This is a genomic window from Burkholderia sp. JP2-270 (assembly GCF_003233675.1).
Classification (GTDB): Bacteria; Pseudomonadota; Gammaproteobacteria; order Burkholderiales; family Burkholderiaceae; genus Burkholderia; species Burkholderia pyrrocinia_C.
Map to the genome: position 1 here is coordinate 288458 of NZ_CP029824.1, position 12276 is coordinate 300733.

Sequence of the window (12276 nt, forward strand, 5' to 3'; positions counted from 1 at the left end):
AGCTCGTCAACAACTTTTTCAACCACTTCGTTGCGACTGCGGGGCCCATCTTCCTGCGCCAGCCGTGCACCCAACTTGCTGCACACCACCGGCTTCGCTTCCCCTCTTCCGCGCCGCGTTTCCGTTAGCGCGAAAGAGGCGTGATTCTATGCACCCCGCACCCTTCGCGCAAGCCCCTTTGTGAAATTATTTTGAAAAAGCCACCGTGCGCTGACGCGCACGGTGGCTTCGGGCTCGACGGGCCGGGCGATCGCGCCTGCAACCGGCGTCAACCTGTTGCCAGACACCTGCCGCGGTGCAATCCGATCAGCGGTTCTTGAACTCGGGCTTCCGCTTCTCGACGAATGCCGCCATCCCTTCCTTCTGGTCCTCAGTCGCAAACAGCGAATGGAACAGCCGGCGCTCGAAGTGGACACCCTCTGCCAGCGTCGTCTCGTATGCGCGGTTCACCGACTCCTTGACCATCATGACCGCCGGCAGCGAGAACTCGGCGATCGTCGCCGCGGCCGCAATCGCCTCGTCGAGCAGCTTGTCGGCCGGCAGCACGCGCGACACGAGCCCGGCTCGCTCCGCTTCGACGGCGTCCATGAAGCGCGCGGTCAGGCACATGTCCATCGCCTTCGCCTTCGACACCGCGCGCGGCAGACGCTGCGTGCCGCCCGCGCCCGGCATGATGCCCAGCTTGATCTCCGGCTGGCCGAACTTGGCCGTGTCTGCCGCGAAGACGATGTCGCACATCATCGCGAGCTCGCAGCCGCCGCCCAGCGCAAAACCCGACACCGCGGCAATGACTGGCTTGCGGATCTGGCGGACCGTCTCCCAGTTGCGCGTGATGTAGTCGCCCCGGTAAACATCCATATAGGAATAGGTCGCCATCATGCCGATGTCCGCGCCGGCCGCGAACGCCTTCTCGCTTCCCGTCACGACGATCGCACCGATGCCGTCGTCCGCATCGAACGCCTTCAGGGCGTCGCCAAGTTCATCCATCAGTGCATCGTTCAGCGCGTTCAGCGCCTTCGGACGGTTCAGCGTAACCAGCCCGACACGCCCCCGGGTCTCCGCCAGGATGTTCTCGTAAGCCATCTATTTCTCCTCGATCAATGAAATGAGAAACGCCTCGCACATGCGAATAGTTTGATGCTAACATTCTCCGACCAACCGGTCGGTTAATTAATCGATCCAACCCCTCTCACCGTCCATCAGGCAGCCGCCATGACCCATGCACTGTTCACGAAGCACGAAGACACGCTGAAGCACGCACTCGCCGCCATCGAGAGCCGCGGGTACTGGAGCCCGTTCGCCGAAATGCCGAGTCCCAAAGTGTACGGGGAAAGCGCGAACGCAGACGGCGAAGCAGCGTTCAAGTCGCACCTCGACAAGACGTTCGCGCTCGACCAGCCGGCGTCCGGCGACACGGTCGGCGCAGAGCGGTCGCCGTACGGCATTGCGCTGGACATCCGGTATCCGAAGTCGACGCCCGACGCACTGATCGCCGCCGCAGCCGCCGCGCAACGCACGTGGCGCGAAGCCGGCCCCAGCGCCTGGATCGGCGTCAGCCTCGAAATCCTCGCGCGCCTGAACCGCGCGAGCTTCGAGATCGCCTACGGCGTGATGCACACCACCGGGCAGGCATTCATGATGGCGTTCCAGGCCGGCGGCCCGCACGCACAGGATCGCGCGCTCGAGGCTGTCGCCTATGCATGGGACGAACTGCGCCGCATCCCGGCCGAAGCTCACTGGGAAAAGCCGCAAGGCAAGAACCCGCCGCTCGCGATGCACAAGCGCTACACGATCGTCCCGCGCGGCACGGGGCTCGTGCTCGGCTGCTGCACGTTCCCGACCTGGAACGGCTACCCGGGCCTGTTCGCCGATCTGGCAACCGGTAACACCGTGATCGTCAAACCGCATCCGGGCGCTATCCTGCCGCTCGCGATCACGGTCCGGATCGCCCGCGACGTGCTGCGCGAAGCCGGGTTCGATCCGAACGTCGTCACGCTCCTTGCGACCGAGCCCAACGATGGCGCCCTCGTTCAGGACCTCGCGCTGCGCCCCGAGATCAAGCTGATCGACTTCACGGGCAGCACGCAGAACGGCACGTGGCTCGAACGCCATGCCCACCAGGCACAGGTCTACACCGAAAAGGCCGGCGTCAACCAGATCGTGATCGACTCGACCGACGACCTGAAGGCCGCAGCCAAGAACATCGCGTTCTCGCTGGCGCTGTACTCCGGCCAGATGTGCACGGCGCCGCAGAACATCTACGTGCCGCGCGACGGCATCCGGACGGCGGACGGCCATGCGAGCTTCGATGAAGTCGCGCAAGCCATCGCGGTTGCCGTGCAAAAACTGACCGGCGACCCGGCACGCTCGGTCGAACTGATCGGCGCAATCCAGAACGATGGCGTGAGCGCACGTATCGACGACGCCCGCCACCTCGGCCGCGTGCTCGCCGACAGCCTGTCCCTCCAGCACCCCGCGTTCCCCGATGCCCGCGTGCGCACACCGCTCGTGCTGCAACTCGACGTGACCGATCGCGAGAAATTCACGCAGGAGTGGTTCGGCCCGATCTCGTTCGTGATCGCGACCGACTCGACCGCGCAATCGCTCGATCTCGCCGGTGAAATCGCGGCGGAACATGGCGCGCTGACCCTCTCCGTCTACAGCACCGACAACGCAATCGTCGACGCCGCCCACGACGCAGCAGTGCGCGGCGGTGTCGCGCTGTCGATCAACCTGACGGGCGGCGTATTCGTCAACCAGTCGGCCGCGTTCTCCGATTTTCACGGCACGGGGGCAAACCCGGCAGCCAACGCGGCGCTGGCCGACCCGGCGTTCGTCGCCAACCGGTTCCGCGTGGTGCAAAGCCGTGTCCATGTTGCCCCGAAGTCGGTACCCGCGGAAGCTGGCCAAACGGCATAACCCGAATGGCCGACGTGCAAACGCCGCCACGTTCTCTACCATGAACGAATCCGCCACCCGGCGGGTTCGTTGCTCATCGATACGCCCATGACAGACGCCTACATCTGCGACGCGATTCGCACCCCCATCGGCCGCTACGGCGGCGCCCTGAAAGATGTCCGTGCCGACGATCTCGGCGCGGTGCCGCTCAAGGCGCTGATCGAGCGCAATCGCAACGTCGACTGGACGGCGATCGACGACGTGATCTACGGCTGCGCGAACCAGGCCGGCGAGGACAACCGCAACGTCGCGCGCATGTCGTCGCTGCTGGCGGGCCTGCCGACCGCCGTGCCGGGTACGACGCTGAACCGACTGTGCGGCTCCGGGATGGACGCGGTCGGCACGGCCGCGCGCGCGATCAAGTCGGGCGAGGCCGCGCTGATGGTCGCGGGCGGCGTCGAGAGCATGACGCGCGCGCCGTTCGTGATGGGCAAGGCCGCGAGCGCGTTCGCACGCCAGGCCGACATCTACGATACGACGATCGGCTGGCGCTTCGTCAATCCGCTGATGAAACAGCTTCACGGCGTCGATTCGATGCCGGAGACGGCCGAGAACGTCGCGGTCGACTACAACATCAGCCGCGCCGACCAGGACCTGTTCGCGCTGCGCAGCCAGCAGAAGGCCGCACGCGCGCAGCAGGACGGCACGCTCGCCGAGGAAATCGTGTCGGTCACGATTGCGCAGAAGAAGGGCGATCCGGTCGTGGTGTCGCGCGACGAGCATCCGCGCGAGACGTCGCTCGAAACCCTCGCGAAGCTGAAGGGCGTCGTGCGCCCGGACGGCTCGGTGACGGCCGGCAATGCATCGGGCGTCAACGACGGCGCGTGCGCGCTGCTGCTCGCCAATGCGCAGGCAGCCGATCAGTACGGCCTGCGCCGCCGCGCGCGCGTCGTCGGCATGGCGACGGCGGGCGTCGAGCCGCGCGTGATGGGCATCGGCCCCGCGCCGGCCACGCAGAAACTGTTGCGCCAGCTCGGCATGACCATCGACCAGTTCGACGTGATCGAGTTGAACGAGGCGTTTGCGTCGCAGGGTCTCGCGGTACTGCGCATACTCGGCGTCGCCGACGACGATCCGCGCGTGAACCCGAACGGCGGTGCGATCGCACTCGGTCATCCGCTCGGCGCATCGGGGGCCCGGCTCGTGACCACGGCGCTCCATCAACTCGAGCGTACTGGCGGCCGCTTTGCGCTCTGTACGATGTGCATCGGCGTCGGCCAGGGCATCGCACTCGCGATCGAACGCGTGTAACCGATGCGCCGCGCGCCTATAACGAAGTCATGAAGGAGACACTGCATGTCCTATCAGGCGATTCAGCTGGATATCGATCAGGCCGCGCGCGTGGCCACGATCACCCTCAACCGCCCCGACAAGCTGAACAGCTTCACACGGGCGATGCATCGCGAACTGCAGTCGGCTCTCGATGAAGTCGAAGCGGCCGGCGCACGCGCGCTCATTCTGACGGGTGCGGGGCGCGGCTTCTGCGCGGGCCAGGACCTGGCCGACCTCGACTTCACGCCGGGCGCGTCCACCGACCTCGGCACGCTGATCGACGAGCACTTCAATCCGCTGATCCGCCGCCTGCAGCGTCTGCCGCTGCCGGTGATCGCCGCCGTCAACGGCACGGCGGCCGGCGCCGGCGCGAATCTCGCACTCGCATGCGATCTCGTGTTCGCCGCCCGCTCGAGCAGTTTCATCCAGGCCTTCGTCAAGATCGGGCTCGTGCCCGATTCGGGCGGCACGTGGTTCTTGCCGCAACGCGTCGGCATGGCACGCGCGCTCGGGCTCGCGCTGACCGGCGACAAGCTCGGTGCCGAACAGGCCGAGCAATGGGGCCTGATCTGGCGCGCGGTCGACGACGACGCACTCGCCGCATCAGTCCGCCAGCTCGCGACCCAGCTCGCGCAGTTGCCGACGCTCGCGATCGCATCGATCAAGCAATCGATGCGCGACGGCGTCACGAACACGCTCGACCAGCAGCTCGACCTGGAACGCGACCTGCAGCGCAAGCTGGGCCAGTCGCACGACTACGCGGAAGGCGTGAAGGCATTCATCGAGAAGCGTGCTCCGCGCTTCGAGGGGCGTTGACATGACGGCCGCCACCGCCACACTCGATCCCGATTCTCTCGCCCGCGCCACCGCGCAGGCCATGTACGAAGCCGATGCATGCAGTCGCGCGTTCGGCATGGAAATCGCGGAAGTACGCGCCGGCTACGCACGCCTGCAGATGCGCGTGCGGCCCGAATTCCTGAACGGGCATCGGACCTGCCACGGTGGGATCATCTTCACGCTCGCCGATTCGACGTTCGCGTTCGCGTGCAACTCGTACAACCTGAATACGGTCGCGGCCGGCTGCTCGATCGAATTCCTGCGCCCCGTGCACGGCGACGACGTGCTGACGGCCGAAGCGATCGAACAGGCGCGCGCCGGCCGCCAAGGCATCTACGACATCCGCGTCACGAACCAGACAGGCGACACGGTCGCGATGTTTCGCGGCAAATCCGCCCAGATCAAGGGCACGGTCATCCCGGAAGACCGCTGACGTCAACGGCTCGCACATAACAAACACTGGAGACATGCATGACTACCCCGCTACCGCTCGAGCCGATCGAGACCGCCTCACGCGACGAGCTGACCGCGCTGCAGCTCGAACGCCTCAAGTGGTCTCTCCGGCATGCGTATGACAACTCCCCCGTCTATCGTCGCAAGTTCGACGACGCGGGCGTGCATCCCGACGACCTGAAGACGCTCGCCGACCTGTCGCGCTTCCCGTTCACGACGAAAGGCGACCTGCGCGACAGTTACCCGTTCGGGATGTTCGCCGTGCCGCAGGACCAGATCTCGCGCATCCACGCGTCATCGGGCACGACCGGCAAGCCGACGGTCGTCGGCTATACGGCCGGCGACATCGACACGTGGGCGAATCTCGTCGCGCGCTCGATTCGCGCCGCGGGTGCACGCCGCGGCGACAAGGTACACGTCAGCTACGGGTACGGCTTGTTTACCGGCGGGCTCGGCGCGCACTACGGCGCCGAACGTGCAGGACTGACCGTGATCCCCTTCGGCGGCGGCCAGACCGAGAAGCAGGTACAACTGATCCAGGATTTCCGGCCCGACATCATCATGGTGACGCCGAGCTACATGTTGTCGATCGCCGACGAAATCGAGCGCCAGGGCCTCGATCCCGCGCAGAGCTCGCTGCGCATCGGCATCTTCGGTGCGGAGCCATGGACCAACGACATGCGCGTCGCGATCGAGCAGCGGATGGGCATCGACGCGGTCGACATCTACGGACTGTCCGAAGTGATGGGCCCCGGTGTCGCGTCCGAATGCGTCGAGACCAAGGACGGCCCGACCATCTGGGAAGATCACTTCTATCCGGAAATCATCGATCCGGACACCGGCGAAGTGCTGCCGGACGGCGAACTCGGCGAGCTCGTGTTTACGTCGCTGACGAAGGAGGCGCTGCCGATCATCCGCTACCGGACACGCGACCTCACGCGCCTGCTGCCCGGCACCGCTCGCACGATGCGCCGGATGGAAAAGATCACCGGCCGCTCGGACGACATGATGATCGTACGCGGCGTCAACGTGTTCCCGACGCAAATCGAGGAACAGTTGCTCAAGCAGCGCGCGCTCGCACCGCACTATCAGATCGTGCTGACGAAGGAAGGCCCGCTCGACGTGCTGACGCTCAACGTCGAGCCCTGTCCCGACACCGCTCCGGATACGGCGGCGATCCACGCGGCGAAACAGGCGCTCGCGCATGACATCAAGTCGCTGATCGGCGTGACGGCCGTGATCAACGTGCTGCCCGTGAACGGGATCGAGCGCTCGGTCGGCAAGGCGCGCCGCGTCGTCGACAAGCGCAAGGGCTGACGGCAGACGCTGCGCGTGCGTCGCGCGGAGAGGCAATCCCGTTGCGCAACAAAAGAAATAGCCCGATCGGCCAACGCCAATCGGGCTATTGATTGTGTTCCGCGACATCGTTCAACGCGACAGGCGCATCACACGAACTGAAACCACGCGGGTACACCGCTCTCAAACCGACGTACTCCACGCGCACCGTCGCGCCCACGAATGCCGCACCTCATGCGCGGGCGGCCCCCGAGCAGCCGGCGCCGCCTCACGTCACGAATTCGGGAACAGCAGCCACATCCGGCCGACCTGCTTCATCCGGCCGGCCTGGTCGCCTGCGTCGTCGCCGAGCCCCCAGAAATAGTCGGCCCGCACGCCGCCCTTGATCGCGGAGCCCGTATCCTGCGCGAACACGAGCCGGTTCATCGGCGTATTCGTCAGCGGACGCGTGGTCTGCAGGAACACGGGCGTGCCGAGCGGGATCGACGACGGATCGACCGCGATCGAACGCTCCGCCGTCAGCGGCACGCCGAGTGCGCCGATCGGGCCGTCCGCGCCGCCGTGCGGCGCATCCTCCTTGATCGGCATGTCACGGAAGAACACGAACCGCGGATTCGTGTCGAGCAACGCGTCGACGCGGTTCGGATTCGCCTTCGCCCACGCCTTGATGCCCTGCATCGTCGCCTGTGCGGGCGTCAGCTCGCCGCGATCGAGCAACCACTTGCCGATCGAGCGGTACGGCTGGTTGTTGGTGCCGCCGAAGCCGACCCGCATCACCGAACCATCGTCGAGCAGCACGCGCCCCGAACCCTGCACCTGCAGGAAGAATGCCTCGATCGGATCGTCGACCCATACGAGTTCGTTGCCGTTCAGGATGCCTGCGCGCTCGAGCTGCGCGCGCGCCGGCAGTGCGGCGCCCGCGCGATAACCGGCCGGCCAGCGATAGAGCGCGTACTGATACGGGCCGCGGCGTACGCGCGAGCCATGCAGCAGCGGCTCGTAATAGCCGGTCACGAGCCCGTCGAGCGTACCGTCGGTGTTCGCGAGCTGGAACGGCGTGAAATACGTTTCGAAGAAGGTGCGGGCGCTGCCGACGTCCAGCTCGTCGAGCCGGTCGGCGGCCGCACAAGCGCGCTGCCAGGCCGGCTGGCGCGCGAGCCGCGCGCAGTTCTGCCGCAGCGCGGCCGTCGCGCCGAGCAGCGAATCGTCCTGCCAGCCCGGCACCTGCTGCCACGCAACCGGCGTGAGCCGCTTCGCGGCAACCTGCCCCGGCACGATCGCCGCGCCGGCCGGCGGCTTGAGCGCCGACGTTCGCGTCGGCGCGCCGCCGCACGCGGCAAGCAGCGCCGCCGCCGCGGCCGCCGCAACCCAGCCGGCCAGCCGGGGCCCAAACCACATACAATGTCCGTTCTTGATGGAAACCGCCATGTCAGATTTTCTCGACCAATATCCGATGCTCATCTTCGCGCTCGAAGCTTTCGTAGCGCTTGCCCTGCTGATCTTCATCGTCATGTGGACGTCGTCGGGCAGAAAGAAGCACGCCCGCAACAACGATCGCCAGCCGCGCTGACGCGCTCTGCGCGCTCAATGCAGCGTGCGCGGCATGTGCAGTGCAAACTCGTCGACCGGCGCCTCGAAACGCTCGCCGTCCTCCGCCACGCAAAAATACGCGCCACGCATCGTGCCGACCGGCGTCGCGATCACGGCCCAGCTCGTATATTCGAACTGCTCGCCCGGCTGCAGCAGCGGCTGGTGCCCGACGACGCCGAGCCCCTTCACTTCCTGCACGTGGCTCTCGCTGTCCGTGATGATCCAGTGACGCGCGATCAGTTGCGCCGCGACCTGCCCCGTGTTGCGGATCGTCAGCGTGTACGCGAATGCGTATTGACGGCGATCGGGGTCGGATTGTTCCGGCAAGTAGCTGGTTTTCACCGAAACGGTGAACTGATACTGACTCATGGTGTTTCCACTGGAGGGTGACTGTCCGTGCCGGCATGGGCGACGGGGCCGCGGACGCGCCGCTTTGGTTCGGCATTCTGCTTGATGCGGAATCGAGCCGCAACCGAACGGGCCGCCGCCGCGAGCCGGCCGCCGGACGGTAGAATGTCGCTTTTGCGCCGCAACGTCCCCGCTCCCCCTGCCATGACCCAATTCCGCATCGCTCCCAGCATCCTGTCGGCCGATTTCGCACGGCTCGGCGAAGAAGTCCGCAACGTGGTCGCCGCCGGCGCCGACTGGATCCACTTCGACGTGATGGACAACCATTATGTGCCGAACCTGACGATCGGCCCGCTCGTGTGCGAAGCGATCCGCCCGCACGTGCAGGTGCCGATCGACGTGCACCTGATGGTACGCCCGGTCGACCGGATCGTGCCCGATTTTGCGAAGGCCGGTGCGAACCTGATCAGCTTCCACCCGGAGGGCTCCGATCACATCGACCGCACGCTGTCGCTGATCCGCGACCACGGCTGCAAGGCCGGCCTCGTATTCAACCCGGCCACGCCGCTGAACTACCTCGACCACGTGATGGATCGCCTCGACTTCGTGTTGCTGATGTCGGTCAACCCCGGCTTCGGCGGCCAGTCGTTCATTCCGGAAACGCTGAACAAGCTGCGCGAAGCACGCGCACGTATCGACGCGTACACCGAGCGCACGGGCCGCGAAATCCTGCTCGAGGTCGACGGCGGCGTGAAGACCGACAACATCGCGGAAATCGCGGCGGCCGGCGCCGACACCTTCGTCGCCGGTTCGGCGATCTTCGGCAAGCCCGACTACCGCAAGGTGATCGACGAGATGCGCGCCGCGCTCGCCACCGTCGAGCGGAGCTGACGCCGTGGCCGAATCGTCGCTCGCCGGCCGTGCGCCGGCCGGGGCCGCAACGAACGCCGCCCCGATCCGCTTCGCCGCGCCGCGCATCGACGCGGCGCTGATCGATCTCGACGGCACGATGGTCGACACGGCCGACGATTTCACGGCCGGCCTGAACGGGATGCTTGCGCGGCTCGACGCACCGGCCACGTCGCGCGACGAAGTGATCGGCTACGTCGGCAAGGGCTCCGAACACCTGATCCGGAGCGTGCTGAAGCCGCGCTTCCCGGCCGACGAGGCGCACGCGCGCTTCGACGACGCACTGGCGATCTACCAGACCGAATACGCGAAGATCAACGGCCGCCATACGCGCCTTTATCCGGACGTGGCCGCCGGTCTTGACGCGCTGCGCGCGGCCGGCATCCGGCTCGCGTGCGTGACAAACAAGCCGCACCGCTTCGCGGTCGAGCTGCTCGAACAATACCGGCTGGCCGATTGCTTCGGCATCGTGCTCGGCGGCGACAGCGTCGCACGCAAGAAGCCCGACCCGCTGCCGATGCTGACGGCCTGCGGCGCACTCGGCGTCGCGCCGGACGCGGCGGTCGCGATCGGCGACTCGGAAAACGATGCGCTGGCGGGCCGTGCGGCCGGGATGGCGACACTGACGGTGCCGTACGGCTATAACCACGGCAAAGCTATACAAACGATAAATTCGGATGGTATAGTCGATTCGTTGCTGGTCGCAGCCCGCGCGATCACCGCGCACAACGCCGGCCGGCCAACCATCTGATTATTTCTTCCATCCGCATGTTTCTGAATAAAAAACGGAGTCTGAGCAGCATCGACCGGGGAGCCTGGCCCTGGCGTCGCTGGTCGCGCTAACCTCTTCGATGAGGTACGCTGAAGCACGTCTTCAGCGCCGTTTTTTATCTCGCTGCGCATCCGCGCGCCGATCGTCGCACCACCTCGAGTTCCACCGCGTCCGAACGCTTGCGTTCAGGATCGGCCGCAGGCTCGCGACGTTCACGCCCGGAGTGCCGGCCGGCAACAGGCACTTCTCGATCGACCGCCCTTTCGCCGACGGCAACCCGCGCAGCGTCAAGTGATCCCTGGCGCACGCGCCGCTCGTCCCGAACAGGACCGGAACATGACCGAACTCGAATTCCAATCGCTCGCGAACGAAGGCTACAACCGCATCCCGCTGATCGCGGAAGCCCTCGCCGATCTCGAAACGCCGCTGTCCCTCTACCTGAAGCTGGCCCAGCCCGAACGCGCGGGCGCCAACTCGTTCCTGCTCGAATCGGTGGTCGGCGGCGAACGCTTCGGCCGCTACTCGTTCATCGGCCTGCCCGCCCGCACCCTCGTGCGCACCCGCAACGGCGTATCGGAAGTCGTACACGACGGCCAGGTCGTCGAGACGCATGACGGCGACCCGTTCCAATTCATCGAATCGTTCCAGGCGCGCTTCAAGGTGGCGCAGCGTCCGGGCCTGCCGCGCTTCTGCGGCGGTCTCGCCGGCTACTTCGGCTACGACGCAGTGCGCTATATCGAGAAGAAGCTCGCGAACACCGCGCCGCGCGACGATCTCGGCCTGCCCGACATCCAGTTGCTGCTGACCGAGGAAGTCGCGGTGATCGACAACCTCGCCGGCAAGCTGTACCTGATCATCTATGCGGACCCGGGCCAGCCGGAAGCCTACGCAAAGGCGAAACAGCGCCTGCGCGAACTGAAGCAGCGCCTGCGCACGACCGTGCAGCCGCCCGTCACGTCGGCGAGCGTGCGCACCGAGACATTCCGCGAGTTCAAGAAGGAAGACTATCTGGCCGCCGTGCGCCAGGCGAAGGAATACATCGCGGCCGGCGAACTGATGCAGATCCAGGTCGGCCAGCGGCTGACCAAGCCGTACCGCGACAATCCGCTGTCGCTGTATCGCGCGCTGCGTTCGCTGAATCCGTCGCCGTACATGTACTACTACAACTTCGGCGATTTCCACGTGGTCGGCGCATCGCCGGAAATCCTCGTGCGCCAGGAAAAGCGCGGCGAAGACCAGATCGTCACGATTCGCCCGCTCGCCGGCACGCGCCCGCGCGGCAACACGCCCGAGCGCGATGCGGAACTCGCGACCGAGCTGCTCAACGATCCGAAGGAGATCGCCGAGCACGTGATGCTGATCGACCTCGCGCGCAACGATGTCGGCCGCATCGCGGAAATCGGCTCGGTGCAGGTAACCGACAAGATGGTCATCGAAAAGTACTCGCACGTGCAGCACATCGTCAGCTCGGTCGAAGGCAAGCTGAAACCCGGCATGACGAACTACGACGTGCTGCGCGCGACATTCCCGGCCGGCACGCTGTCCGGCGCGCCGAAGGTGCGCGCGATGGAGCTGATCGACGAGCTCGAGCCGGTCAAGCGCGGGCTGTACGGCGGTGCGGTGGGCTACCTGTCATTCTCGGGCGAGATGGATCTCGCGATCGCGATCCGCACCGGTCTGATCCACAACGGCAACCTGTATGTGCAAGCGGCGGCAGGCGTCGTCGCGGATTCGGTGCCCGAATCCGAATGGCAAGAGACCGAGAACAAGGCGCGCGCGGTGCTGCGTGCGGCCGAACAGGTCCAGGACGGCCTCGATAGCGACTTCTGACCGGAGACTGA

At 66.3% G+C, this 12276-nt stretch carries 12 protein-coding genes; 9 read left to right on the forward strand and 3 right to left on the reverse strand.

Annotation, left to right across the window (positions count from 1 at the left end; genetic code table 11):
• Nucleotides 1-306: 306 nt before the first annotated feature.
• On the reverse strand, nt 307-1083 hold the full coding sequence (locus DM992_RS01340) for an enoyl-CoA hydratase (RefSeq protein WP_111015389.1): 777 nt from the start codon (nt 1081-1083) through the stop codon (nt 307-309).
• A 129-nt stretch (nt 1084-1212) separates the two neighbouring features.
• Here DM992_RS01340 and paaN point away from each other — a divergent pair, with 129 nt between their 5' ends.
• The 5 genes from paaN (at nt 1213) to paaK (ending at nt 6837) form a co-directional block, all read left to right on the forward strand.
• The gene (paaN, locus tag DM992_RS01345) at nt 1213-2919 is read left to right on the forward strand and encodes a phenylacetic acid degradation protein PaaN (protein WP_111015390.1); all 1707 of its coding nucleotides are present in this window, start codon (nt 1213-1215) and stop codon (nt 2917-2919) included.
• Between the two features lie 87 nt (nt 2920-3006).
• Nucleotides 3007-4209, forward strand: a complete 1203-nt coding sequence (gene pcaF, locus DM992_RS01350; RefSeq protein WP_111017762.1) for a 3-oxoadipyl-CoA thiolase — start codon at nt 3007-3009, stop codon at nt 4207-4209.
• Nucleotides 4210-4254: 45 nt separating this feature from the next.
• Nucleotides 4255-5046: a 2-(1,2-epoxy-1,2-dihydrophenyl)acetyl-CoA isomerase PaaG gene (gene paaG / locus DM992_RS01355; RefSeq protein ID WP_111015391.1), complete on the forward strand. Its 792-nt coding sequence runs from the start codon at nt 4255-4257 to the stop codon at nt 5044-5046.
• A gap of 1 nt (nt 5047) precedes the next feature.
• On the forward strand, nt 5048-5500 hold the full coding sequence (gene paaI / locus DM992_RS01360; protein ID WP_111015392.1) for a hydroxyphenylacetyl-CoA thioesterase PaaI: 453 nt from the start codon (nt 5048-5050) through the stop codon (nt 5498-5500).
• A gap of 38 nt (nt 5501-5538) precedes the next feature.
• The gene (gene paaK, locus DM992_RS01365) at nt 5539-6837 is read left to right on the forward strand and encodes a phenylacetate--CoA ligase PaaK (protein ID WP_111015393.1); all 1299 of its coding nucleotides are present in this window, start codon (nt 5539-5541) and stop codon (nt 6835-6837) included.
• Between the two features lie 252 nt (nt 6838-7089).
• On the opposite strand, the gene DM992_RS01370 is transcribed toward paaK, so the two are convergent.
• The gene (locus DM992_RS01370) at nt 7090-8214 is read right to left on the reverse strand and encodes an MltA domain-containing protein (RefSeq protein ID WP_239511301.1); all 1125 of its coding nucleotides are present in this window, start codon (nt 8212-8214) and stop codon (nt 7090-7092) included.
• Nucleotides 8215-8242: 28 nt separating this feature from the next.
• On the opposite strand from DM992_RS01370, the gene DM992_RS42595 reads away from it, so the two are divergent.
• Nucleotides 8243-8386, forward strand: coding sequence for a hypothetical protein (locus DM992_RS42595; RefSeq protein WP_239511302.1), 144 nt, complete (start codon nt 8243-8245; stop codon nt 8384-8386).
• Nucleotides 8387-8400: 14 nt separating this feature from the next.
• Here DM992_RS42595 and apaG read toward each other — a convergent pair whose 3' ends face one another.
• Complete coding sequence (gene apaG, locus DM992_RS01375) at nt 8401-8775, reverse strand: Co2+/Mg2+ efflux protein ApaG (RefSeq protein ID WP_083534227.1); 375 nt, start codon at nt 8773-8775, stop codon at nt 8401-8403.
• Nucleotides 8776-8958: 183 nt separating this feature from the next.
• Between apaG and rpe the strand changes: the two genes are divergently transcribed.
• From rpe to trpE, 3 genes are all read left to right on the forward strand, one after another.
• A complete protein-coding gene (gene rpe, locus DM992_RS01385; RefSeq protein WP_011883156.1) occupies nt 8959-9645 on the forward strand; it encodes a ribulose-phosphate 3-epimerase in 687 nt (228 codons plus the stop codon).
• A gap of 4 nt (nt 9646-9649) precedes the next feature.
• A complete protein-coding gene (locus DM992_RS01390; protein WP_111015394.1) occupies nt 9650-10414 on the forward strand; it encodes a phosphoglycolate phosphatase in 765 nt (254 codons plus the stop codon).
• Between the two features lie 357 nt (nt 10415-10771).
• Nucleotides 10772-12265 (forward strand): anthranilate synthase component I, encoded by a 1494-nt coding sequence (gene trpE, locus DM992_RS01395; RefSeq protein ID WP_111015395.1) that lies wholly within the window; start codon nt 10772-10774, stop codon nt 12263-12265.
• The last annotated feature ends 11 nt before the right edge of the window (nt 12266-12276 follow it).

Bases quoted from the DNA above. Each gene is read 5' to 3' on its own strand.
- DM992_RS01340 (WP_111015389.1), bottom strand. From the start codon at position 1,083: ATGGCTTACGAGAACATCCTGGCGGAGACCCGGGGGCGTGTCGGGCTG.
- paaI (WP_111015392.1), top strand. From the start codon at position 5,048: ATGACGGCCGCCACCGCCACACTCGATCCCGATTCTCTCGCCCGCGCC.
- paaN (WP_111015390.1), top strand. From the start codon at position 1,213: ATGACCCATGCACTGTTCACGAAGCACGAAGACACGCTGAAGCACGCA.
- DM992_RS01370 (WP_239511301.1), bottom strand. From the start codon at position 8,214: ATGTGGTTTGGGCCCCGGCTGGCCGGCTGGGTTGCGGCGGCCGCGGCG.
- pcaF (WP_111017762.1), top strand. From the start codon at position 3,007: ATGACAGACGCCTACATCTGCGACGCGATTCGCACCCCCATCGGCCGC.
- trpE (WP_111015395.1), top strand. From the start codon at position 10,772: ATGACCGAACTCGAATTCCAATCGCTCGCGAACGAAGGCTACAACCGC.
- DM992_RS42595 (WP_239511302.1), top strand. From the start codon at position 8,243: ATGTCAGATTTTCTCGACCAATATCCGATGCTCATCTTCGCGCTCGAA.
- paaK (WP_111015393.1), top strand. From the start codon at position 5,539: ATGACTACCCCGCTACCGCTCGAGCCGATCGAGACCGCCTCACGCGAC.
- apaG (WP_083534227.1), bottom strand. From the start codon at position 8,775: ATGAGTCAGTATCAGTTCACCGTTTCGGTGAAAACCAGCTACTTGCCG.
- paaG (WP_111015391.1), top strand. From the start codon at position 4,255: ATGTCCTATCAGGCGATTCAGCTGGATATCGATCAGGCCGCGCGCGTG.
- rpe (WP_011883156.1), top strand. From the start codon at position 8,959: ATGACCCAATTCCGCATCGCTCCCAGCATCCTGTCGGCCGATTTCGCA.